19 protein-coding genes are annotated in these 21,750 nt (G+C 73.2%); 12 read left to right on the plus strand and 7 right to left on the minus strand.

What is annotated here, in order from left to right; genetic code table 11:
- The first annotated feature begins 156 nt into the window (after nucleotides 1–156).
- Nucleotides 157–1,782, plus strand: a complete 1,626-nt coding sequence (locus ACIPAE_RS38895; RefSeq protein ID WP_402452072.1) for a sodium:solute symporter family protein — start codon at nucleotides 157–159, stop codon at nucleotides 1,780–1,782.
- A 102-nt stretch (nucleotides 1,783–1,884) separates the two neighbouring features.
- On the opposite strand, the gene ACIPAE_RS38900 is transcribed toward ACIPAE_RS38895, so the two are convergent.
- From ACIPAE_RS38900 to ACIPAE_RS38910, 3 genes are all read right to left on the minus strand, one after another.
- Nucleotides 1,885–2,094 carry a DUF397 domain-containing protein gene (locus tag ACIPAE_RS38900; protein ID WP_328465036.1) on the minus strand — a complete coding sequence of 70 codons (210 nt, stop codon included), beginning with the start codon at nucleotides 2,092–2,094 and terminating at the stop codon, nucleotides 1,885–1,887.
- A 200-nt stretch (nucleotides 2,095–2,294) separates the two neighbouring features.
- Nucleotides 2,295–3,149 (minus strand): helix-turn-helix transcriptional regulator, encoded by an 855-nt coding sequence (locus ACIPAE_RS38905; RefSeq protein WP_328465034.1) that lies wholly within the window; start codon nucleotides 3,147–3,149, stop codon nucleotides 2,295–2,297.
- A gap of 286 nt (nucleotides 3,150–3,435) precedes the next feature.
- Nucleotides 3,436–4,083 carry an NAD(P)H-dependent oxidoreductase gene (locus ACIPAE_RS38910; RefSeq protein WP_329366928.1) on the minus strand — a complete coding sequence of 216 codons (648 nt, stop codon included), beginning with the start codon at nucleotides 4,081–4,083 and terminating at the stop codon, nucleotides 3,436–3,438.
- Nucleotides 4,084–4,259: 176 nt separating this feature from the next.
- On the opposite strand from ACIPAE_RS38910, the gene ACIPAE_RS38915 reads away from it, so the two are divergent.
- Nucleotides 4,260–4,709, plus strand: coding sequence for a winged helix-turn-helix transcriptional regulator (locus ACIPAE_RS38915; protein ID WP_402452075.1), 450 nt, complete (start codon nucleotides 4,260–4,262; stop codon nucleotides 4,707–4,709).
- Nucleotides 4,710–4,783: 74 nt separating this feature from the next.
- On the opposite strand, the gene ACIPAE_RS38920 is transcribed toward ACIPAE_RS38915, so the two are convergent.
- Nucleotides 4,784–5,245, minus strand: coding sequence for a MarR family transcriptional regulator (locus ACIPAE_RS38920; protein WP_328466715.1), 462 nt, complete (start codon nucleotides 5,243–5,245; stop codon nucleotides 4,784–4,786).
- A gap of 75 nt (nucleotides 5,246–5,320) precedes the next feature.
- Nucleotides 5,321–8,260 (minus strand): SpoIIE family protein phosphatase, encoded by a 2,940-nt coding sequence (locus ACIPAE_RS38925; protein WP_402452077.1) that lies wholly within the window; start codon nucleotides 8,258–8,260, stop codon nucleotides 5,321–5,323.
- Nucleotides 8,261–8,681: 421 nt separating this feature from the next.
- Here ACIPAE_RS38925 and ACIPAE_RS38930 point away from each other — a divergent pair, with 421 nt between their 5' ends.
- The 5 genes from ACIPAE_RS38930 (at nucleotide 8,682) to ACIPAE_RS38950 (ending at nucleotide 13,337) form a co-directional block, all read left to right on the plus strand.
- On the plus strand, nucleotides 8,682–9,563 hold the full coding sequence (locus ACIPAE_RS38930) for a J domain-containing protein (RefSeq protein ID WP_402452079.1): 882 nt from the start codon (nucleotides 8,682–8,684) through the stop codon (nucleotides 9,561–9,563).
- A gap of 127 nt (nucleotides 9,564–9,690) precedes the next feature.
- Nucleotides 9,691–10,023, plus strand: a complete 333-nt coding sequence (locus tag ACIPAE_RS38935) for a rhodanese-like domain-containing protein (protein WP_329366923.1) — start codon at nucleotides 9,691–9,693, stop codon at nucleotides 10,021–10,023.
- 230 nt (nucleotides 10,024–10,253) lie between these two features.
- Nucleotides 10,254–11,054, plus strand: coding sequence for a DUF5819 family protein (locus ACIPAE_RS38940; RefSeq protein ID WP_402452082.1), 801 nt, complete (start codon nucleotides 10,254–10,256; stop codon nucleotides 11,052–11,054).
- Nucleotides 11,051–12,442, plus strand: coding sequence for an HTTM domain-containing protein (locus ACIPAE_RS38945; RefSeq protein WP_402452084.1), 1,392 nt, complete (start codon nucleotides 11,051–11,053; stop codon nucleotides 12,440–12,442). The genes ACIPAE_RS38940 and ACIPAE_RS38945 overlap by 4 nt, the downstream gene beginning before the upstream one ends.
- A gap of 79 nt (nucleotides 12,443–12,521) precedes the next feature.
- Nucleotides 12,522–13,337 (plus strand): TrmH family RNA methyltransferase, encoded by an 816-nt coding sequence (locus ACIPAE_RS38950; RefSeq protein WP_402452086.1) that lies wholly within the window; start codon nucleotides 12,522–12,524, stop codon nucleotides 13,335–13,337.
- Between the two features lie 53 nt (nucleotides 13,338–13,390).
- Here ACIPAE_RS38950 and paaN read toward each other — a convergent pair whose 3' ends face one another.
- On the minus strand, nucleotides 13,391–15,067 hold the full coding sequence (gene paaN / locus ACIPAE_RS38955) for a phenylacetic acid degradation protein PaaN (RefSeq protein ID WP_329366914.1): 1,677 nt from the start codon (nucleotides 15,065–15,067) through the stop codon (nucleotides 13,391–13,393).
- Between the two features lie 154 nt (nucleotides 15,068–15,221).
- Between paaN and ACIPAE_RS38960 the strand changes: the two genes are divergently transcribed.
- The gene (locus ACIPAE_RS38960; protein ID WP_402452111.1) at nucleotides 15,222–16,754 is read left to right on the plus strand and encodes a 3-hydroxyacyl-CoA dehydrogenase; all 1,533 of its coding nucleotides are present in this window, start codon (nucleotides 15,222–15,224) and stop codon (nucleotides 16,752–16,754) included.
- Nucleotides 16,751–17,356 (plus strand): TetR/AcrR family transcriptional regulator, encoded by a 606-nt coding sequence (locus tag ACIPAE_RS38965; protein ID WP_329366912.1) that lies wholly within the window; start codon nucleotides 16,751–16,753, stop codon nucleotides 17,354–17,356. Before ACIPAE_RS38960 ends, ACIPAE_RS38965 begins: the two co-directional genes overlap by 4 nt.
- An 86-nt stretch (nucleotides 17,357–17,442) precedes the next feature.
- Here ACIPAE_RS38965 and ACIPAE_RS38970 read toward each other — a convergent pair whose 3' ends face one another.
- A complete protein-coding gene (locus ACIPAE_RS38970; protein ID WP_328466731.1) occupies nucleotides 17,443–17,967 on the minus strand; it encodes an Lrp/AsnC family transcriptional regulator in 525 nt (174 codons plus the stop codon).
- Nucleotides 17,968–18,150: 183 nt separating this feature from the next.
- On the opposite strand from ACIPAE_RS38970, the gene pdhA reads away from it, so the two are divergent.
- The 3 genes from pdhA to ACIPAE_RS38985 all read left to right on the plus strand — a co-directional run bounded on the left by pdhA (nucleotide 18,151) and on the right by ACIPAE_RS38985 (nucleotide 21,745).
- On the plus strand, nucleotides 18,151–19,251 hold the full coding sequence (gene pdhA, locus ACIPAE_RS38975) for a pyruvate dehydrogenase (acetyl-transferring) E1 component subunit alpha (RefSeq protein WP_329366909.1): 1,101 nt from the start codon (nucleotides 18,151–18,153) through the stop codon (nucleotides 19,249–19,251).
- A gap of 77 nt (nucleotides 19,252–19,328) precedes the next feature.
- Nucleotides 19,329–20,300: an alpha-ketoacid dehydrogenase subunit beta gene (locus tag ACIPAE_RS38980; RefSeq protein ID WP_329374122.1), complete on the plus strand. Its 972-nt coding sequence runs from the start codon at nucleotides 19,329–19,331 to the stop codon at nucleotides 20,298–20,300.
- The gene (locus ACIPAE_RS38985; protein WP_402452090.1) at nucleotides 20,300–21,745 is read left to right on the plus strand and encodes a dihydrolipoamide acetyltransferase family protein; all 1,446 of its coding nucleotides are present in this window, start codon (nucleotides 20,300–20,302) and stop codon (nucleotides 21,743–21,745) included. The genes ACIPAE_RS38980 and ACIPAE_RS38985 overlap by 1 nt, the downstream gene beginning before the upstream one ends.
- Nucleotides 21,746–21,750: the final 5 nt, after the last annotated feature.

Here is a 21,750-nt window from a genome sequence, read left to right on the forward strand (position 1 = left end):
TGAGTTCAGGTTTATGAACAACCTAGCCCTTGACCGGTCCCCCGGAACAAGGGTTCAATCCCCCAAGTCCCCACTCCCGCAAGGGGGCGACCCCGCCCGAGCGAGCGGCACGGCGAAGCGCCCTCACGTTCACAAGGCGGACCCCCGGGAGGGGACATGAACAGTCTCGACTGGACCGTTCTCATCGCGTACTTCGGCGTGATGGTCGTGATCGGCCTGTGGTCCCACAAACGCGTCGACGACGTCGGGGACTACTTCACGGCCGGCGGACGGATGCCCTGGTGGCTGTCCGGCATCTCGCACCACATGGCCGGCTACAGCGCGGTGATGTTCACCGGTTACGCGGGCATCTCCTACCAGTACGGCTTCACGTCCTATGCCACCTGGGCGTTTCCGATCGCGATCGGGGTCGGCATCGGCGCCAAGCTGTTCGCGCCCCGGCTGAACCGGATGCGCTCGCGGCTGCACGTCGCCTCACCGCTGGAGTACCTCAAGGACCGCTACAACCTCACCACCCAGCAGGCGCTGGCCTGGTCCGGGGTGCTGCTCAAGATCGTGGACGTGGGCGCCAAGTGGGCCGCGATCGCCACCCTGCTGTCGGTCTTCACCGGCATCACCATCACCCAGGGCATCGTGATCACCGGCGCGATCACCGCCGTCTACTGCACGGTCGGCGGTCTGTGGGCCGACGCGCTCACCGAACTCGGCCAGTTCGTCATCCAGTTGATCGCCGGCGTGGCGATGCTGGTGGCCACGCTGCGCCACATCGGCGGCATCAGCGGCATCTGGAACGTCTGGGACGAGCCCGCGCTGCGCCATCACGGCCACCCCACCGCCGGCCCGTACACGACCGTCTTCCTGCTGGCGTACCTGTTCATCAAGACCTTCGAGTACAACGGCGGGATGTGGAACCAGGCGCAGCGCTACATGGCGACGCCGTCGGCCCGTGAGGCGTCGCGCTCCGCCGCGCTGTCCTCGGCGCTGTGGTTCGTCTGGCCGCTGGTGCTCTTCTTCCCGATGTGGGTCGCGCCGCTGCTGGTGCACGCGAACAAGCCCGACGCGTCCGACTCCTACGCGCTGCTGAGCGAACGGCTGCTGCCGCACGGGCTGTTGGGCCTGGTGGTGGTCGGCTTCTTCTCGCACACCATGGCGATGTGCTCCTCGGACGCCAACGCGATCTCCGCGGTGATCACCCGGGACATCGCGCCCGCGGTCTCCCGGGGCGCGCGCGGCTGGACCACCCGGGTCGGCCTGTTCGCGGCGCGGATCACCACGCTGGTCTTCCTCGGGCTGTCCATGGCGGTGGCGACGCAGGTCAACTCGCCCACGTTCAAGGACATCATCACGGTGGTGATCAAGTGGGTGGCCGGGCTGGTCGGGCCGATCGCGATCCCGTTCATGCTCGGGCTGATGCGGCGCTTCCGCAGGTCGGGCCCGACCGCGGCGCTGACCAGCTGGGCGCTCGGCCTGCTCGCCTTCTACCTGCTCAACTACTTGGTGAACGACGCCGTGTCGGGCGGGGTGAACCTGGAGTACCAGATCGCCGGTCCGGTGGCGGTCTCACTGGTGCTGTTCATCGTGATCGGCTGGATCAAGCCGGAGGACACCCCCGAGCGGGACGCGATCATCGCGAAGGTGGACGCCGAGGGGGCGGCCGAGGCGGCCGAGGCGGCCGAGGCGGCCGGGGCGCCCGGTACGAAGGGTGCGGAAGGCGTCGAGGGTGGGGGCGGCACGGACGGCGCCGGCGACCCGCTGGGGCACCCGAAGCCCGCCACGGAGTGACGGGGTAGCGGCCGCCCGGAGACGGAGCGAGCCCCCTCGGCCAGGACGGCGGCCAGTCGAGAGGGCTCCTCTGCGGTGTGAGTGACGCTCGCGCGGTCGGTGTCAGCGCAGTTCGAACGCTCCGCCGTCCACGTCGGTGACGAAGGACGCCCACGCCTCGGGGGAAAAGGTGAGGACCGGACCCTGCGGGTCCTTCGAGTCGCGGACCACCACGGCCTCCACGGCGGGTGACTTGACCTCGACGCATGCGCCGTTGCCGGTCGAACGCGAGGACTTGGTCCAGGCGGGGGTGCTGCCCAGCTTGATAGCCATCTGTGCTCCGGTCTGTGCTGGTTGCGGTCGGCGCGGTATACGCCATTGACTGACGCATTCGACGCTACCGGCCAACATCAGGGCACGGAGAGGCCCTTCACCCGACTGGATGGCATATTCCCCTCAGGACTTCCGCATTGACCGGCCAGGGGCGTATGCTGCCCGCTTTCACCCGCCAACGGGGCTTTCCGGGGCGGAAGTTACGCGTAGCGCGCGGCCGCGTCGGTGATGAACGCCCGGGTCTGCTCGGCGCTCAGCGCCTGCGCGCGCAGGTGCTCGTACATCACGCTGTACGCCTGCACGTCGGTGTCCTTCTCCAGGTACAGGTCGCTGTTCACGCCCTCCAGGTACACCACGGTCGCGTCCGTGGTGTCGGTGAACTCCAGCACCGCGAACTGCCCGCTCAGACCCGGGTGCGCGCCCACGTCGAACGGCAGCACCTGCACGGTGACGTGCGGCAGGTGGCTCAACTCCACCAGCCTGGAAAGCTGTTCGCGCATGACCTGGTTGTCGCCGACCCGGCGGCACAGCGCGGCCTCGTCGACCACCGCCCACATCCGCAGCGGCGAGTCGGGGTCGGTGATCCGCTCCTGGCGGCGCATCCGCACGCTCACCCGCTTGTCGACCTGCTCGGTGGTGGCCTCCGGCAGGTTTCCCGCGATCATCGCGGCGGCGTACGCCGGCGTCTGCAACAGGCCCGGCACCACCTGGGGTTCGAAGACCCGCAGGCTCGCCGCCTCGGTCTCCAGCCCGATGTAGACGCTGTAGGGGATGTCGCCGAAGGCGTGCCACCAGCCCTGCTGCCGGGACTCCTTGGCCATCTGCATCAGCGACTCGACGATCCGCACGTCCTCGACGCCGTAGACCCCGCACAGATCGCGTACGTCGCGCTGGCTGATGCTGCGGCGCCCGTTCTCCAGGCGGCTGATCTTCGACTGGGAGACCAGCAGCCGGGCCGCGACCTCCTCGGCCGTCATCCCCTTCTGCTCGCGGAGCTTGCGCAGCTCCGACCCCAACCGGCGTCGCCTGACGGTGGGGTTCACGTTCGCGACCACAGGGACTGCACCTCCACGCTGAACCGTACTGATGGTCAGCAGCCTGCCACTACCGGTCATCGCCGCGCTGGCGAATGGACGGACAACCTTGCAACCCCCGGTTGCCGGGGATTCGCTTGCCGGGGGATTCGGTCGCGGGGGAAGACGGCGGCGGGGGGGGGGGGGGGGGGGGGGGCGCGGGGGGGGGGGGGCCGCCCCCCCCCCCCCCCCCCCCCCCCCCCCCCCCCCCACCCCGCTTGCGCGTGGCGCCCACCGCCCCTGACGGCGCGGGCACCCCGGCCGCGAGCTACGCCGCGAAGCGCGCCGCGAGCGCCTTCGCCTTCTCGGTCGCGTCCTCGTGCGCCTTGGCCCGCGAGGCGTCGGCCGCGTCGACGAGCGAGGCCATCGCCGGGTTGACCCGGGCCAGGGTCAGCTCGGGGATGATGAAGTCGACGTCCAGCGAGAGCATCCCGGTCAGCACCTTCTCCAGGTACGTGGTCAGGAACTCGTAGCTCTCGCGCGGCGTGCCCGGCCCGTAGCCGCCACCGCGCGCGGCCACCACCGTGGTGGGCTTGCCGGCCACCGAGCCGCCCTCGCCCGCGGTCCTGCCGACCATGATCACCTGGTCCAGCCACGCCTTGAGGCTGGACGGGATCGTGAAGTTGTACATCGGGGTGCCGATGAGGATCGCGTCCGCCTGCTCCAGCTCGTCGGCGAGTTCGGCGCGCAGCGCGGCCGCGGCGGCCTGCTCCGGCGTGTGCGACTCGGCCGGGACGTTGGTGCTGATGATGCCGTCGGCGGTCAGGTGCGGAAGCGGGTGGGCGGCGAGGTCGCGGTAGACGACGGTGCCGCCGGGGTGCTGGGCCTCCCACTCCTTGCGGAAGGTCGCGGTGACCTCGCGGGATATGGAGGAGTCCTGGAAGGCGGACGAGTCGATGTGCAGCAGAGTGGCCATGGGGGTTGAGCCTCTTCGTCGTAAAGGGGGGGACAGGGGCGGGGGAGTAGCACGCGGCACGGCGCTCCGACGACGTTCTCCGACGTCAGCAGCGCCGCAAGTTCGTACGTAGCTATTTTTAACACAGAGACTTACTTTTTTGCAGCACTACCCCGCCGACGGAGTACGCTGTGTTCATGGAACGGGGACAGCAAGTGCGCCCGGGTACTCCCTGTCGGGGCGTGGATGTGGCCCTGACCAGGGTTTTCGAGCTGTTCGGCAAGCGATGGACCGGCTTGATCGTGGCCGTGCTCACACACCGCCCCGCGTACTTCGCCGAGATCCGCCGTGCCATTCCCCGGATCAGCGAGCGCATGCTCTCCGACCGGTTGACCGAACTCGCCGACGCGGGCCTGGTGGTCCGCGAGGTCGATCCGGGTCCGCCGCTGCGGGTCAGCTACGGGCTGACCGAGGCGGGGCTGGCCATCCGCCCGGCGCTGGGCGAGCTGACCCGGTGGGCCGAGAAGTACCTGCCGGACGTGCCCTGCACCGAGCCGGACCCGGTCGCCGCGGATGCAGTGGACGGGGTGGGCGCCGTGGGGACGGTCGGCGCGGTGGCGGACTCGGGCGAGTGCGCCGCGGGGTGAACCCGGGCGAGTGCGCCGCGGGGTGAACCCGGGCCGATGTGCCGCCGCGTGAACGCGGGGCGCCGCCGGGTCGGCTACGACTGCGTCGCCGCGTCCTCGTTGTAGCGCACCAGGTAGTCGGCGAACCGGGCCAGGTCCGCCGGGTCCCACGCCGACAGGCGCTCCTTGAACGTCTCCTGCCGCCGTACCCGTGCCGCCGCCAGGGTCTCCACGCCGTGCGGTGCGAGGTGCAGCACCTGGACCCGGTGGTCGGTCGGGTCGGTCCGCCGTTCCAGGAAGCCGTCCCGCTCCAGGGCCGCCACCTGGCGGCTGACCGTCGACTTGTCCAGCAGGTAGTGCGCGGCGAGGTCGGTCGCCCGGCAGCCCTGCTGCTCCTCCAGGTGCGCGAGGATGGTGTACGCCACCAGGGACAGTTCGGGGTGCATGCGCGCGGCGGTGGCGCGCGCCCGCCGGGCGAACGCGGTCAGCTCGCGCTGGATGGTCTCCAGCGACGCGACGGCTTCGGCCGGCCGGGCGGGGGTCGCTGCTGCTGACATCGCGGTCACGCTCCTGCCTGGTACGGCCGCGATCGCGAGTGATCGGCAGCGCAAGAGTTGTATATTACAACGATATCAGGAGGGCAGCGGCAGCTCGAACCACACCACCTTGCCGACCGCCTTCCGGCTGGTTCCCCAGCGCCGCGACAGGTTCGAGACCAGCGCGAGCCCGCGCCCCCGCACGTCGTCCGCCTCGGCGCGGCGCAGTTGCGGCAGGTTGTGGTTGTCGTCGCTCACCTCGACCAGCAGCTTGCCGACCCGCATCAGGCGCAGCTCGACCTCGTAGGAGGCGGCCTTGATCGCGTTGGTCACCAGCTCGCTGACCAGCAGTTCCGCCACGTCGCCGAGGTGTTCCAGGCCCCACTCGGCGAGTTGGCGGCGGGTCAGCTCGCGGGCCCTGGCCACCTCGGTGTAGTCGATCAGCAGGGTCCAGCGGACCACGTCGCGCGGGGCGACGCCCTCGAAGCGGGCGACGAGCAGGGCCACGTCGTCCCTGCGGTCGTCGGAGTGCACCCGGGCGAGTATCTGCGCGCACACCTCCTCGGGGGACTGCTGCGGCTCGATCACGTTGGCGCACAGGGCCGCGAGCCCGGCGTCGATGCCCTGCCCGCGCACCTCGACCAGCCCGTCCGTGCACAGCACCAGCCAACTGCCGTCCGGCGCCGGGATCTCCACGGTCTCGAACGGCACCCCGCCCACCCCGATGGGCGCTCCGCCGGGGATGCGCAGCAGTTCGCCGTGGCCGTCGGAGCCGGCCAGCACCGGCGGGATGTGGCCGGCGTTGGCGAGGGTGAGGGTGCGGTGGATCGGGTCGTACACCGCGTAGACGCAGGTGGCGAGGTGTTCGGTGCCCAGGCGGTGGGCGAGGTTGTCGAGGTGGCGCAGCAGCTGCGCGGGCGGCAGGTCGAGTCCGGCCATGGTGATCACGGCGGTACGGAACTGGCCCATCACGGCGGCCGCCTGGAGCCCGTGGCCCATCACGTCGCCGACGATGAGCGCCACCCGGCCGCCGGGCAGCTGGATCGCGTCGAACCAGTCGCCGCCGACCTGTGCCTGCCGGTCCCCCGGCATGTAGTGGTGCGCGATGCGCACGCCGGGGATGCGGGGCGGCCGGGTCGGCATCATCGAGCGCTGCAGGGTGGCGGCGGCGCGCGACTCCTGGCGGTGCAGCCGGGCGTTGTCGATGTGCACGGCGCCGCGCGCGACCACCTCGCCGGCGGTGGCCGCGTCCCGGGCGTCGAAGGGGCGGCGGCCGGGCCCCCGCAGGAAGTAGACCCGGCCGAGCACGGTGCCGCGGGCGGTCAGCGGCGCCACGATCAGGGAATGGCCGGCCATCAGCGGGCCGAGCGCCGGAACCCCGAAGTCGAGTGCGATGTCCGGGGAGAGCGCGGGGTCGACCACGGGCACCAGGACGGGGTCGCCGAGCCTGGGCACCATGTCGCCGGCGGGCAGCGCGATCAACTCGCCTTCGGGGATCGCCGTCTCCCAGGCGCCGGGCGGGCCGGGCAGGGCGGTGGCGACCCGGCGGACGAGCACGGTGTCGGACGGGCGGTCGTCCTTGGGCGGTTCGGCGTCGGAGAAGAGCTGGTCGACCACGAGCACCGAGGCGAGGTCCGCGAAGCGCGGCACGGTGACGGAGCAGAGTTCGCGTGCGGTGGTGTCCAGGTCGAGGGTGGAGCCGACGATGGAGCCGGCGGCCCGGAGCAGGGCGAGTTGCTCGTCGAGGGCGTTGCCGGCGGGGTGGGGGATCGCGGCGGTGGGGTCGGGGCGGGCGAGGTCGGGGCGGGCGGTGCCGGCGGGGTCGGCGGCCTGGTCTCCGGTCCGATGATCGGACGGTACGGATGTGTCCGTCGGTCCAGCCGCGCCTTCCGGTCTTCCCGGTCCTGCCGGTCCTCCCGGTACTGCCGTGTCCGTCGGGGCGCCGTCGTCCGCCGGCGCCCCGACCGTGGACAGCGGGTAGGACGCGTACGACGTGAGGGACGGCAGCGGCACCGCCGTCAGCGCCGACGCGCTGGACAGGTCGCCGGCCCCCGTGGCCGTACCGCTGGTGGTGGGCCCGGCCGGGTGCGGCGCGGCGCCCGCCCGGTGGTCGCCCGGCAGCAGTTCCCTGCGTACCGCGGTCTCGGCGCGGGCGGCCGCGGCGAGCCGGGCGCGTTCGTGCGGCACCACCGGCAGCCGGGCGCCGTCCTCGACGTCGAGCGCGGGGTGGCCGAGGGCCGCGATCTGCCGGACGATCCGGTCCAGCCGACCCGGGCTGGCGCCCGGCAGCACGTCGGCGAGCCGCCCGGCGAGCGCCTGGCCCACGGCCGGATCGGCGCTCGGCGCCAGCACGGCGGCGACCGCGATGTCCTGGCGCTGCGGACCCTCCGCGCCGTACGGCAGCAGTCGCCCGCCGAGCGCGATCCGCAGCCCGCCGGTGCGCAGCGGCTTGGCGTGGGTGGCGATGGCGAGCATGCTCCGGCCGCCCGGCTCCACCAGCCGGTACGTCCACCACAGGACGTCCTTCACGGTGCCGTCGCGGTCGGTGGCGGCCAGCGCCCCGGCCCAGGAGGAGACGGTGAGGTCGTCCAGCAGTTCCAGGGTGTCCTGGCGGGCCGCGGCGGGACGCTTGTCCGTATGCCCGGCGGCCGGGCGGGTCGTGCTCAGCAGACCGGCCGCGCGGTGGCCGAAGACGTGCTCCCAGCGGTGGCCGAACAGCTCCTCGGCACCGCGGTTCCAGTACGAGATCCGGCCGTCGGGGTCCACGCAGAGCACGGCGAGCCGCAGCAGGGCGGCCAGACCCGGGGTGACCGGTGCGGGCGCGGTGATCGGCGCGGCGACGGGCGCGGTCGCCGGTGCTGGGACGGGCGTGGGTGCGGGCACGGGTACGGACGCGGCCGTGCGGGCGGACGGCAGCGGCGCGGGCCGTATCGCGGGCACCGCTGTGCCGGGGCCCGGCAAGGGCTCGGTGCGGTCGGAGCGGTCGGTGTGATGGTCCGGCTCGGTGGCATCGGGATGCCCGGTGATCTCGTCCAACGTCGTGCACCTGCGGTCCGGCGCTGAGGTTCCGCGCTGAGTAGGGTCGGCTTTCAAGGCAAGCACGAAACGTCCGGCCTGGTCGACCGATTGGCCGGATTGGCGCCCGCTCGCGGGATGCTGACGGTCCGTTCGCTGACGGCGATCGGCGGCGGGCGGACGGCGGCGGGCGCGGTGGCGACGCAGGGGGCCCGGGCCCCGTGAGCCCACCCGCACACCGGTGCCCGGCCGGGCCCGCTTCCCGCGGTCTGCCTGGGCCGTCGCCGCCGGCGCCCCGACCGGTTGACTCGTACGGGCGACCCGCGCGGCCGGCTCTTCCGCCCGGGAAGTCCCCGCCCACCGCCCCGGCAGGTGCGTAGCCCGAGGTCGCCCGTGACCGCACTCCAGCGAAGATCGACCGTAGAGGGCCTACGCTATCCGGGTGACGAACACCTCCGGACCCGGACCGTCCGCCGCCCCGTCCGCCGCCTCCGCCGATCCGTCCGCCGCCGCAGCGGCGGCTGCCGCGGCCGCGGACGGCGCCGTGCATGTGGACCCGGAGGGCCAGGAGCGGCTGGCGAAGGCGGTGCGCGCCGCCGAGCAGGCGCTGATCGAGTTCGAGATCGCGGTGGAGACCTTCCGGGTCGAGGTGGAGAACTTCTCCCGGCTGCACCACCAGCGGCTCGGCCCGATGTATGCGCGGCTGGACGAGCTGGACGCGCTGATCGCGGAGGCCGTCGCCGCGCACAGCGGTGACCGGGCCGACATCGAGCGGGCCTGGGAGGCGCGCGCCCTGGTGATGCCGATGCCCGGGGTCGAGGAGCTGTTCGGCGGCCTGCTCGGCGCCGACGGGGTGCGGCCGGTGGAGGACCCCAACCCGCCGCGCCGGGTGCGCCCGGGCAAGGAGGCCCAGCGGCTCTACCGCGAACTGGTCCGCAAGGCCCACCCCGACCTCGCCCAGGACGACGCCGAGAAGGAGCGCCGCAGCGGCTTCATCGCCCGGGTCAACGAGGCGTACGCGTACGCCGACGAGGAGGGGCTGCGGGAGCTGGCCGCGGAGTGGGAGGCCGGTCCGGTGCCGGTGGCGGACCTGCCGAGCGAGGCCGAGGTGCTCTACGCCCGGCTGGAGTGGCTCGCCGAGCGCAAGGAGAAGCTGGCGGCGCTGGCCGCGGAGCTCGACGACAGCGCCATCGGGCAGATGATGAAGCTCGCCCCCGACGACCCCGACGCGCTGCTCAACGAGATCGCCGAGCAGTTGCTCACCCAGGTCTCGCAGCGCGAGGCCCGGCTCGCCGAACTGGTCCACGGGGCTTCCGGCGGCTGAGGTAGCTTTCCCGTAGGCCGCACCGTTCCCGTGGCTCGCACCAATCGCACAGTTCGCACCATTCGTACAGTTCGCAGATTCCGTACTTCGTACGTCCGTACGCCCGTGTCCCAGGAGGCCGCGTCCGATGTTCCGCTCCCAGCTCCCCGCGGTGGATGCCTCCGCGGTACCGGCCGACGCGACCCTCCTCGATGTCCGGGAGGACGACGAGTGGGCCGCCGGGCACGCCGAGGGCGCCCTGCACATCCCGATGGGTGAGGTCGTCGCGCGGCTTTCCGAGCTGCCCGAGGGCGGCACGGTCCACGTGCTCTGCCGGGTCGGTGGCCGCTCCGCGCAGGTCACGCAGTACCTGATCGGGCAGGGTGTGGACGCGGTGAACGTCAGCGGCGGCATGCTCGACTGGGAGTCGGCCGGGCGTCCGGTCGTCGACGACAGCGGCGCCGAGGGCTACGTCCTGTAGTACCGCCTGTAGTACCGCGCTCCGTAGCACCGGCTGCTACCGCCCGCGCTCGCGCCTTTCCTCTTTCGCAGAGCCGTTCCTGCGCCTGTGGATAACTCGGTAAGGTCACCGCCGGGGCCCCGGGTGGCTAGGGTCTGACGTCCAGGCCCCCGAGGACACCCGAACGTCGGACCCTGGGCGTTCAGGGCCGTGGTCGGATGCGTCGCGTGCAGCGGAGAGCGGAGAGACGGATGGGGCCAACGGACGGGCCGCCGCCCAATGTGGCGGCGCTGTCGCTGCCCGGGCGGATAGTCGTGGCGGTGACGGTCGGCGCGGTCGCGGTCGGCGCGCTGCTCCACCTGGGGATGGTGTTCCTGTACGTGGCGCCGTCGAACACGCTCAGCAAGGAGCACGCGGCCGCCGTCAACGACTACATCTACCCGGAGTTCGAGCAGAACTGGAAGCTGTTCGCCCCCGACCCGCTCCAGCAGAACGTGCACATCCAGGCCCGCGCCGAGCTGAGCAAGCCCGGTGGCGGCACCGAGACCACCGGTTGGGTGGACCTGACCGGCATGGACATCGCGGCGATGCGGCACGACCCGCTGCCCAGCCACACCCAGCAGAACGAACTGCGCCGCGCCTGGGGCTACTACACGGACACCCATGACGCCCAGGAGCAGGCGACCAGCTCCGGCGGCGACCTGAGCCGCACCTACCTCCAGCGCATCATCCAGGGGCGGCTCGGCAAGAAGCTGAACGGCGGCACGGTGGTCCGCATCCAGGCCCGCGCGGCCACCACCCCGGTGGCGCAGCCGTCCTGGAGCGTCGGGGCGTCCTCGCCCACCACCCAGTACCGGACCCTGCCGTGGTGGGGCGTCGACTCCGCCGCCCCCGGCGCGACGCCCGACCCGGGTACGACCGCTGCTCCCGGTACGACCGCTGCTCCCGGTACGACCGCCGCCCCCGGCGCGACGCCGAGCAGCCCCGGCCCGAGCACCACTGCTCCGGCGCCGACCACCACCACTGCCGGGCAGCAGGGGGCCTCCTCATGACCGCGCCCCGCACCCACGCCGAGACCCCGGCCGGGCGGCACGTCCCGGCCACGCCCACGTACGCCGGCGTGACCGCCGCACTCGACCGCGGTGTCACCCGCGGCCTGGCCCGGATCACCAGCGGCGCCATCGGCCCGTACCAGAGCGCGGTGGTCCGGATCGGGATGTCGCTGACCTGGCTGCTGTACCTGCTGCGGGAGTTCCCGCACCGCGGTGCGCTCTACGGCCCGCACAGCGCCTGGGGGTTCGACCTCGCGCAGCGGCTGCTGGCCGGCAACCACGCGTTCAGCGTCCTGATGTGGAGCGACAGCCGGGCCTGGTTCGAGATCGGCTACGCCTTCGCGATCCTGGCGAGCGCGGCGCTGATGCTGGGCTGGCGGACGCGGACGTCCGCGCTGATGTTCATGGTCGGGGTGCTGTCGCTCCAGAACCGCAGCGTCTTCATGGGCGACGGCGGCGACAACGTGGTCCACATCATCGCGATCTACCTCGCCTTCACCCGCTGCGGCCAGGTCTGGTCGCTCGACAGCCGCAGGGCGCGGCGCCGGGCGGAGAAGGAGGGGGCCGAGGCCGAGGTGTCCTCGGCAGCGGTGGAAGCCGGCGGTCAGGGTTCTGGCGCCGGCGTGGACGCGGCCGGCGACGTGAGCACGGAGCCGGCGCCCGGCGCCCGGGCCGCGCGCGCCGGGGTCGATCCGGTCGGCGTGGCGCTGTGGACGGTCTTCGGCGCGGTGCTGCTCGCCGCGTCGTTCGGGGACAAGCTCAGCACCGGCTGGGACCTGGTCTTCTGGGCCTGCTGGGTCGGGCACGCGGTGTGGTGGGCGGTCCGCCGCTACGCGCCCGGCGAGCCGCGCACGGTGCTCGACATCATCGCCAACGTGGTCCACAACGGCGCGATGCTCGTGATCGTGGTCGAGGTGTGCCTGATCTACTCCACCGCCGGCTGGTACAAGATCCAGGGCAGCCGCTGGCAGGACGGCACCGCGCTGTACTACCCGCTGCACCTGGACGACTTCACGCCCTGGCCGGCGCTGTCCCACACGCTGGCGAGCCACGCCGTCATGGTCATGCTGATCACCTACGGCACGGTGATCGTCCAGGTCGCCTTCCCCTTCACCCTCTTCAACCGCCGGGTGAAGAACGTGCTGCTGGTCGGGATGATCATCGAGCACGCCTCGATCGCCGTGGTGCTGGGGCTGCCCTTCTTCTCGCTGGCGATGATCTCCGCCGACGCGGTCTTCCTGCCGACCGGTTTCCTGCTCTGGGCCGAGCAGCGGATCACCGGCCGCCGGCGCGGCCGGGAGCGCGCCACCGGGGCCCTGCCGGGCCAGCGCGCCGACGACCTGGCCGAGCCCGCCGTGGGCCCGCCGCCACCGTCGGCCGTCACCTGACGGGACTCGCCGCCCGCGGTGCCGCACCGGACGGGCCTGCCCCGGCGGGGCACCGGGGCCCGGCCCGTAGGGTGAGCGCATGACCGAGGACGAGGCCGCGCGGCCAGGGAGCGGCGCGGCCGCGGCGCACCGCTGGCAGGCGGCGACCGAAGCGCGGTGCGTGTTGCTCGACGGCTTCCACGCGCTCAAGCACGCGCTGCGTTTCGGCGCCGACGTACGGGTCGCCGTGACCGCGGACCGGCCCGGGCTGCTGCGGCTGGCCGCCGAGTTGGCACCCGACCTCACCGCGGAACTGGCCGGGCGGGTCGCCGAGGTGCCGGGCCCGGTGCTGCGCGAACTGGTGCCCCGGGTGCATCCGACCGGCGTGGCCGCGCTCGCCGCCCGCCCGGACCGCGCGGCGAACCTGGCCGACCTGCACCGCATACCCCGGCTCGCCCCGCTGGTCGTGCTGGACTCCCCGCGCAACCTCGGCAACGTCGGTGCCGTCATCCGCCTCGCCGCCGGCTTCGCCGCCACCGGGGTGGTGACCACCGGCGACCTCGACCCCTGGCACCCCAACGCCGTACGGTCCGGCGCCGGGCTGCACTACGCCACCGCGGTCGAGCGCGCCGACCCGGACACACTGCCGCCGGGTCCCCGCTATGTCCTGGACCCCGAGGGCGAGGACATCCGCGACACCGGCCTGCCCGACGACGCGCTCGTGGTCTTCGGGTCCGAGCGGCACGGCGTCTCCGCCGCGCTGCGCGACCGGGCCGACGCGCTGGTGTCGCTGCCGATGCGGGCGCAGGTCTCCAGCTACAACCTCGCCACCAGCGTGGGCATGGCGCTCTACCACTGGGCGGCCACCTCCCGCTCGCCGCTGGTGCCGGGGCGGGGCGGGCCGGGCGGGCACTGAGCCGGGGGCCGGGCCGTCCTGCCCCGGCCTACTCGGGGCAGGTGCGCCGCCTGTCAGGCCGGGCGGCGCACCTCCACCACCCGGAAGCGGTTGGCGACGAAGGCTCCGTCGCACAGGGCGGAGTTCGCCGCCGGGTTGCCGCCCGAACCGTGGAAGTCGGAGAACGCGGCGGTCTGGTTGACGTACACCCCGCCGGTGAGGTTCAAGGAGAGCTGGGCGCACTCCTCGAAGCAGACCTCTTCCAACTCCCGCTCGACCTGCGGGGACGTGGTGTAGCCGGCGACGGTCATGGCGCCCTTGTCCCGGATGGTGCGGCGCAGCAGTTCCAGCGCGTCGGCGGTGGAGTCCACGGCCACGGCGAAGGAGACCGGCCCGAAGCACTCCGTCAGGTAGGCGGACTCGGCGTCCGGCTTCGCGCCGTCGAGCGAGACGAGCGCGGGGGTGCGGACCACGGCGTCCGGGAAGTCGGGGTGGGTGACCGCCCGGGAGGCCAGCGCCACGCCGCCGATGCCGGGGGCGGCGTCGAGCCGGGACTTCACGTCGGCGTTGACCAAGGCGCCGAGCAGGGCGTTGGCCCGGGCGTCGTCGCCGAGGAGCTTGTCGACCGCGGCCGCGAGGTCGGCGACCACCTCGTCGTAACTCCGGGGGCCCTGGTCGGTGCTGATGCCGTCGCGGGGGATCAGCAGGTTCTGCGGGGTGGTGCACATCTGGCCGCTGTAGAGGGACAGCGAGAAGGCGAGGTTGGCGAGCATGCCGCGGTAGTCGTCGGTGGAGTCGATCACCACGGTGTTGACGCCGGCCTTCTCGGTGTAGACCTGGGCCTGCCGCGCGTTCGCCTCCAGCCAGTCGCCGAAGGAGGTGGACCCGGTGTAGTCGATGAGGCGGATCTCGGGGCGCAGCGCGAGGGTCTTGGCGAGCCCTTCACCCGGACGGTCCACCGCCAGGCAGACCAGGTCCCGCGGATAGCCCGCCTCGGCGAGCACCTCGCGGGCGATCTCGACGGTCAGCGCGAGCGGCAGCACGGCCCGCGGGTGCGGCTTGACCAGCACCGCGTTCCCGGTCGCGAGGGAGGCGAACAGGCCCGGGTAGCCGTTCCACGTCGGGAAGGTGTTGCAGCCGATGACCAGGCCGATGCCGCGCGGCACCGCCGTGAACGTCTTGCGCAGGCCGATCGGGTCCCGCTTGCCCTGCGGCTTGGTCCACTCCGCGGTCTCCGGGGTGCGGACCTGCTCCACGTACGCGTACGCGACCGCCTCCACGCCGCGGTCCTGCGCGTGCGGGCCGCCGGCCTGGAGCGCCATGGTGAACGCCTGGCCGGTGGTGTGCATCACGGCGTGCGCGAACTCCTGGGTCCGCGCGTTGATCCGCGCGATGATCTCCAGGCAGACCAGGGCGCGGATCTCGGGACCTGCCTCGCGCCAGGCGGGCATCGCCGCGCGCATGGCGGGCAGCAGCACGTCGGGATCGGGGTGCGGGTACTGGATGCCGAGGTCGATGCCGTACGGCGAGTGCTCGTCGCCGGTCCACTCGTCGGTGCCCGGCTGGTCGAGCGGGAAACGGCCGCCGAGGCGCGCCTCGAAGGCGGCGCGGCCGGCCTCGGGGTCGGGATACGCCTTGGGGTGTTCGGGGTGCGGCGACCAGAACGCGCGGGTCCTGACGGCCTCCAGTGCCTGGTCGAGGGTGCCGCGGTGGCGGTCGACCAGGAGCACGGTGGAGAGATCGGCGGACATGGGACCAACTCCTCGTCGAGCTGGGCTGAGTGGCGGGGACACCGCTAGATTAACCGAATGTTCGGTCGGGACAAGAGGAGCTTCTCGGCCTGTGGATAACTTCGCGGACCACCCCGCGGACGACGTCGACGACCTCGGCGAGGAGAGAGCAACCGTGACCGCACCAGATCTGACCAGCACCGTCGCCGTCGTCGGCGCGGGCACCATGGGCCAGGGCATCGCGCAGGTCGCGCTGGTGGCCGGCCATCGCGTGCTGATCCACGACGCCGTGCCGGGGCGGGCCCGCGCGGCCGTGGAAGCGGTCACCGCCCGGCTGGACCGGCTGGTCGAGAAGAGCCGGCTCGGCACCGAGGAGCGCGCGTCGGCGCTGGCCCGGCTCGCGGCGGCCGAGACCATCGCGGACCTGGTGCCCGCCCGGCTCGTCGTGGAGGCCGTGGTCGAGGACCTCGCCGTCAAGCAGGGGCTCTTCGCCGAACTGGAGCGGGTGGTCGCCGACGACTGCCTGCTGGCGACGAACACCTCCTCGCTGTCGGTGACCGCCGTGGCGAGCGGCCTGCGCCGCCCGGGCCGGCTGGTCGGGCTGCACTTCTTCAACCCGGCGCCGCTGCTGCCGCTGGTCGAGGTGGTCGCCGGCGCGGCCGGCGACCCGGCCGCCGTGACCGCCGCGTTCGACCTCGCGGCCGCCTGGGGCAAGACCCCGGTGCGCTGCACCGACACTCCCGGCTTCCTGGTCAACCGCATCGCCCGCCCCTACTACGCCGAGGCGCTGCGCGTGTACGAGGAGCGGGCCGCGGACCCCGCCACCATCGACGCCCTGCTGCGCGAGAGCGGCGGCTTCGCGATGGGCGCGTTCGAGCTGACCGACCTGATCGGGCAGGACGTCAACGAGGCGGTCACCCGCTCGGTGTGGGAGGCGTACGGCCGCGATCCGAAGTTCGGGCCCTCGCTGGCGCAGCGCCGGCTGGTGGAGTCCGGCCGGCTGGGCCGCAAGGCGGGGCGCGGCTGGTTCCCGTACGGCCCGGGCCACAGCGCGGCCGAGGTGGCGGCGGCCACCGAGCCGCACACCGCCGACGCGGCCCTGGCGCCGGAGTTCGTCACCGTCCGCGGGGAACTCGGCCCGGCCGCGGAACTGGCCGCGCTCGCCGAGGAGGCGCGGGTGGAGGTGCGCGGGGAACCCGCGGCGCCCGGGACGACGGGCGGCGCGTTCGTCCTGCCCGGCGGCGTCCGCCTGCACCTGGCCGACGGGCGGCTGCCGGGCGAACCGTCGATCCAGTTCGACCTCGCGCTGGACTACCGGGCCGCCACCAGGGTGGCGATCGCGCCGGCCGCCGGGGTGCACGCCGACGCCGTCGCCGAGGCGACCGGCCTGTTCCAGGCCATGGGCAAGGAGGTCAGCGTCATCCGGGACGTGCCCGGCATGGTGGTCGCCCGCACCGTGGCGATGCTGGTGGACTTCGCGCTGGACGCCGTCGCCCGGGAGGTGGCGACCGCGCACGACGTGGACACCGCGATGCGGCTGGGTGTGAACTACCCGCTGGGGCCGCTGGAGTGGGGCGAGCGGATCTCGCTGCCCTATGTGCGGGACCTGCTGGACGGCCTGCACGCCTGGTACCCGACCGGACGGTACGCACCCGGTCCTGAACTGAGGCGGCGTGCGGCGGCGGCCCGGGATGTGGTCTGCTCATGACCATGCCCAAGCGCGACACCTACACACCGGACTCGCTGCTCGCCGTGGCCGTCGAGGTCTTCAACGAGCGCGGTTACGACGGCACGTCCATGGAGCACCTGTCGCAGGCGGCGGGCATCTCCAAGTCCTCGATCTACCACCATGTGCGCGGCAAGGAGGAACTGCTCGAACGGGCGGTCGGCCGCGCCCTGGAGAGCCTGTTCGGCATCTTCGAGGAGACCGGCGCGACCGCGGGCCGCGCGGTGGACCGGCTGGAGTACGTCACCCGGCGCACCACGGACATGCTGGTCGAGGAGCTGCCCTACGTCACCTTGCTGCTGCGGGTGCGCGGCAACACCGGCACCGAGCGGCGGGCGATGGAGCGGCGCAGGGAGTTCGACCAGCGGGTGGCGGAGCTGCTCAAGGCCGCCGTCGCCGAGGGCGACCTGCGCGCCGACGTCGAGCCCCGGCTCGCCACCCGGCTGCTGTTCGGCATGATCAACTCGGTGGTGGAGTGGTACCGCCCGGACGGCCGCGGCTCCGTACAGGCCGAGCAGGTCGCGGACGCGGTGGTGCGGCTGGCCTTCGACGGGCTGCGGATACCGCCGGGCACCGACTCCTGACGGCCGCCGACCGCGCGGGTCAATCCAGCCGGCCGACCGGGTCGGCCGAAGCACCTGGTCGGTACCGGCCCGGTCGGTGGACCGCCCTAGATCGTCGGGTACCCGTCCGGGCCGTTCTCCTGCCGCGGCCAGTCCCCGACCACCAGGTCGGTCTCCTCGAAGACCAGCAGCGTGCGGCTGCTGAGCACCTCCTCGATCGCCTGCAGCCGGGTGAGCACCAGTTCGCGCAGGCTGCGGTTGTCGACCGTGTGCACCAGCAGCAGGACGTCGAAGTCCCCGCTGACCAGTGCGATATGGACGACACCCGGAAGAGTGACGAGTTTCTGCCGGACGGTCCGCCACGAGTTCTGGACGATCCTGAGCGTGATGTACGCGGAGGCGCCGTGCCCGGCGCGTTCGTGGTCGATCCGGGCGCTGAATCCTCGGATGACTCCGTCCTCGACCAGCCGGTTGATCCGGGCGTACGCGTTGGCCCGGGAGACGTGTACACGCTCGGCCACGGAGCGTATCGACGCCCTGCCGTCCTCCTGGAGCAGCCGCAGGATCGTGCGGTCGATCGCGTCCAGAGGTCGGACCCCTTGTGCGTCTTCGGCCATCTGTTCTCTCGCCATCCCCCCGGGACTCCTTAGCATGGACGTACTGGCTCCATCTCAGGCTGTGCAGAACCGTTTGTCCACAGGCCGAACCACCCCGTAGCCAAAATGCCTCCGGCGACCGAACAATCGGTTGGGAGAGCGAGACCCGCTCTCGCCGCCCCGACCACACCGGTCACCGATTCCAAGGAGGTGCTCGCGATGACTGTCCTGGACACCCCCGCCTGGCGCCCGCGCACCGAAGCCGGGCCGCTGTTGCCCGACCAGGAGCCGTTCCGGCTGCTCGGCACCCCCGAGGCCGCCCGGCTCGCCCCCGCGCTGCTCACCGAGCTGTACGCCCAGCTCGTCCGCGGCCGCCGGTTCAACCGGCAGGCGACCGCTCTGACCAAGCAGGGCCGGCTCGCGGTCTACCCGTCGAGCACCGGCCAGGAGGCGTGCGAGATCGCCGCCGCGCTCGCGCTCGGCCCGCGCGACTGGCTCTTCCCCAGCTACCGCGACACCCTCGCGGTGGTCGCCCGCGGCGTGGACCCGGTCGAGGCGCTGACGCTGCTGCGCGGCGACTGGCACACCGGATACGACCCGCGCGAGACCCGGGTGGCTCCGCTCAGCACCCCGCTGGCCACCCAGCTGCCGCACGCGGTCGGCCTCGCGCACGCCGCCCGGCTCAGCGGTGACGACGTGGCGGCGCTGGCCATGGTCGGCGACGGCGGCACCAGCGAGGGCGACTTCCACGAGGCGCTGAACTTCGCGGCGGTGTGGAAGGCCCCGGTGGTCTTCCTGGTGCAGAACAACGGCTTCGCGATCTCCGTGCCGCTGTCCAAGCAGAGTGCCGCGCCGTCCTTCGCCCACAAGGCGGTCGGCTACGGCATGCCCGGCCGCCTCGTGGACGGCAACGACGCGGCGGCCGTCCACCAGGTGCTCACCGAAGCGGTGGACCGGGCCCGCGCAGGCCGCGGCCCCACTCTGGTCGAGGCGGTCACCTACCGGATCGACGCGCACACCAACGCCGACGACGCGACGCGCTACCGCGACGAGGACGAGGTCGCCGCCTGGCGCGCGCACGACCCGGTCACCCTGCTGGAGCGCGAGCTGACCGGCCGCGGCCTGCTCGACGACGCGCTGCGGCAGCGCACCACCGACGACGCGGAGGCGCTCGCCGCCGCCCTGCGCGAGCGCATGCACGACGACCCGCGGCTGGACCCGATGGAGCTGTTCGCACACGTCTACGCGGAGCCCACGCAGCAACTGCGCGAGCAGGAGGCCATGCTGCGCGCCGAGCTGGAAGCGGAGCAGCGCTCATGAGCCCCACCTCCTCGGCCGCCGCCCAGGCCGCGGCGCCCGCTTCCCCCGCCGGGAAGCCTGCCGGGAAGCCCGCCACCATGGCACAGGCGCTCAACCAGGCGCTGCGGGACGCGCTCAGCTTCGACCCGACCGTCCATGTGCTCGGTGAGGACGTCGGCACCCTCGGCGGCGTCTTCCGGATCACCGACGGACTGGCCCGCGACTTCGGCGACGACCGCTGCACCGACACCCCGCTCGCCGAGGCCGGCATCCTCGGTGCCGCGGTCGGCATGGCGATGTACGGGCTGCGGCCGGTGGTCGAGATGCAGTTCGACGCCTTCGCCTACCCGTCGTTCGAGCAGCTCGTCAGCCATGTGGCCAAGATGCGCAACCGCACCCGGGGCGCGCTGCCGCTGCCGATCACCGTCCGCATCCCCTACGGCGGCGGCATCGGCGGCGTCGAGCACCACAGCGACTCCTCCGAGGCGTATTACCTGCACACCCCGGGGCTGCACGTGGTGACGCCGGCGACCGTCGAGGATGCCTACGGGCTGCTGCGGGCCGCCATCGCCTCCGACGACCCGGTGGTGTTCCTGGAGCCCAAGCGGCTGTACTGGTCGAAGGCCGACTGGTCGCCGCAGGCGCCGCGCGAGGTCCCGCCGATCGGGCGCGCGGTGGTGCGCCGCCCCGGGCGCAGCGCCACCCTGATCACCTACGGTCCCTCGCTGCCGGTCTGCCTGGAGGCCGCCGAGGCGGCGAAGGAGGAGGGCTGGGACCTGGGCGTGGTGGACCTGCGCAGTCTGGTGCCGTTCGACGAGGAGACGGTGGCGCGGGTGGTGCGCGGCACCGGGCGGGCGGTCGTGGTGCACGAGTCGTCCGGGTTCGGCGGCGCGGGCGCGGAGATCGCCGCGCGGATCACCGAGCGCTGCTTCCACCACCTCGAGGCGCCGGTGCTGCGGGTGGCCGGGTTCGACATCCCCTACCCGCCGCCGATGCTGGAACGGCACCATCTGCCCGGGGTCGACCGGATTCTGGACGCCGTGGGCCGGTTGCAGTGGGAGGAGGGGTGATGGCCGCGGTCAAGGAGTTCACCCTGCCCGACCTCGGCGAAGGGCTCACCGAGGCCGAGATCGTGCGCTGGCTGGTCGAGGTCGGCGAGGTCGTCGCGGTGGACCAGCCGGTGGTCGAGGTGGAGACGGCGAAGGCCGTGGTGGAGGTGCCCTGCCCCTACGGCGGGGTGGTCACCGCGCGGTTCGGGGCGGAGGGCGACACCCTGGCGGTCGGCCGCCCGCTGGTGACGGTCGCGGTCGGCGCGGACCCGGGCCCGGGCGGCGGTGACGGCGGGGGCTCTGCCGACGGGAGCTCTGTCGGCGGGAGCGGTGACGGCGGGCCCGAGGGCTCGGGGAACGTCCTGGTCGGCTACGGCACCCAGGCGGCGGTCGCCCGTCGGCGCAGCCGGGTCAGGGCGGTCGGCGCGGCGGTCGGGCACGAGCCGGTGGCCGGTGCTGCGAGGACCGCGCGCGGCGATGCCGGTCACCCGGACGGCGGACCGGTCGCGGTCATCTCGCCGCTGGTGCGCCGGCTCGCCCGGGAGAAGGGCCTGGACCTGCGGTCGCTGACCGGCACCGGCCCCGACGGGCTGATCCTGCGGGCCGACGTGGATCGGGCGGCGGGCACCGCGACAGGTGCGGTGGCTGATGTCGGGGCTGATGTCGGGGAGGAGGTCGCGGCGGAGGTCCCGACCGCCCAGGCCGAGCCGGCGGCGGCCCGGCGGCCCGTCGACGGCGAGGTGCGCGTCCCGCTGCGCGGGATACGCGGCGCGGTCGCGGAGAAACTGGCGCGCAGCAGGCGGGAGATCCCCGACGCCACCTGCTGGGTCGACGCGGACGCCACCGAACTGCTCGCGGTGCGCGCGGCGATGAACGCGGCGTCGGCCACGGCGGGCACATCGGCCACCGCGGGCACGGGCGGCGAGGGCACGCGGATATCGGTGCTGGCGCTGATGGCCCGGATCGTGACGGCCGCGCTGGCCCGGCACCCGGAGCTGAACGCGTCGGTGGACACCGCGCGGGGCGAGATCGTACGGCTGCCGGCCGTGCACCTCGGCTTCGCCGCGCAGACCGAGCGCGGCCTGGTCGTGCCGGTGGTGCGGGACGCGCAGGCCAGGACCACCGCCCAGCTGTCGGCGGAGATCGGCCGGCTGACGGAGGCGGCCAGGACCGGGTCGCTGACGCCCGCCGACCTCACCGGCGGGACCTTCACGCTCAACAACTACGGCGTGTTCGGGGTGGACGGCTCGACGCCGATCCTCAACCACCCGGAGGCGGGCATGCTCGGGGTGGGCCGGATCGCGGCCAAGCCGTGGGTGCACCAGGGGGAGTTGGCGGTGCGGCAGGTGGTGCAGCTGTCGTTCACCTTCGACCACCGGGTGTGCGACGGCGGCACGGCGGGCGGCTTCCTGCGGTTCGTGGCCGACTGCGTGCAGGACCCGGCGGTGCTGCTGGCCTCGGTCTGAGCGGC

It is taken from the genome of Streptomyces sp. NPDC087270 (assembly GCF_044744625.1).
GTDB lineage: Bacteria > Actinomycetota > Actinomycetes > Streptomycetales > Streptomycetaceae > Actinacidiphila.

Bases quoted from the DNA above. Each gene is read 5' to 3' on its own strand.
- ACIPAE_RS38915 (WP_402452075.1), top strand. From the start codon at position 4,260: ATGGAACGGGGACAGCAAGTGCGCCCGGGTACTCCCTGTCGGGGCGTG.
- ACIPAE_RS38970 (WP_328466731.1), bottom strand. From the start codon at position 17,967: ATGGCGAGAGAACAGATGGCCGAAGACGCACAAGGGGTCCGACCTCTG.
- ACIPAE_RS38900 (WP_328465036.1), bottom strand. From the start codon at position 2,094: ATGGCTATCAAGCTGGGCAGCACCCCCGCCTGGACCAAGTCCTCGCGT.
- ACIPAE_RS38985 (WP_402452090.1), top strand. From the start codon at position 20,300: ATGGCCGCGGTCAAGGAGTTCACCCTGCCCGACCTCGGCGAAGGGCTC.
- paaN (WP_329366914.1), bottom strand. From the start codon at position 15,067: ATGTCCGCCGATCTCTCCACCGTGCTCCTGGTCGACCGCCACCGCGGC.
- ACIPAE_RS38920 (WP_328466715.1), bottom strand. From the start codon at position 5,245: ATGTCAGCAGCAGCGACCCCCGCCCGGCCGGCCGAAGCCGTCGCGTCG.
- ACIPAE_RS38895 (WP_402452072.1), top strand. From the start codon at position 157: ATGAACAGTCTCGACTGGACCGTTCTCATCGCGTACTTCGGCGTGATG.
- ACIPAE_RS38910 (WP_329366928.1), bottom strand. From the start codon at position 4,083: ATGGCCACTCTGCTGCACATCGACTCGTCCGCCTTCCAGGACTCCTCC.
- ACIPAE_RS38980 (WP_329374122.1), top strand. From the start codon at position 19,329: ATGGCACAGGCGCTCAACCAGGCGCTGCGGGACGCGCTCAGCTTCGAC.
- ACIPAE_RS38965 (WP_329366912.1), top strand. From the start codon at position 16,751: ATGACCATGCCCAAGCGCGACACCTACACACCGGACTCGCTGCTCGCC.
- ACIPAE_RS38945 (WP_402452084.1), top strand. From the start codon at position 11,051: ATGACCGCGCCCCGCACCCACGCCGAGACCCCGGCCGGGCGGCACGTC.
- ACIPAE_RS38950 (WP_402452086.1), top strand. From the start codon at position 12,522: ATGACCGAGGACGAGGCCGCGCGGCCAGGGAGCGGCGCGGCCGCGGCG.
- ACIPAE_RS38940 (WP_402452082.1), top strand. From the start codon at position 10,254: ATGGGGCCAACGGACGGGCCGCCGCCCAATGTGGCGGCGCTGTCGCTG.
- pdhA (WP_329366909.1), top strand. From the start codon at position 18,151: ATGACTGTCCTGGACACCCCCGCCTGGCGCCCGCGCACCGAAGCCGGG.
- ACIPAE_RS38935 (WP_329366923.1), top strand. From the start codon at position 9,691: ATGTTCCGCTCCCAGCTCCCCGCGGTGGATGCCTCCGCGGTACCGGCC.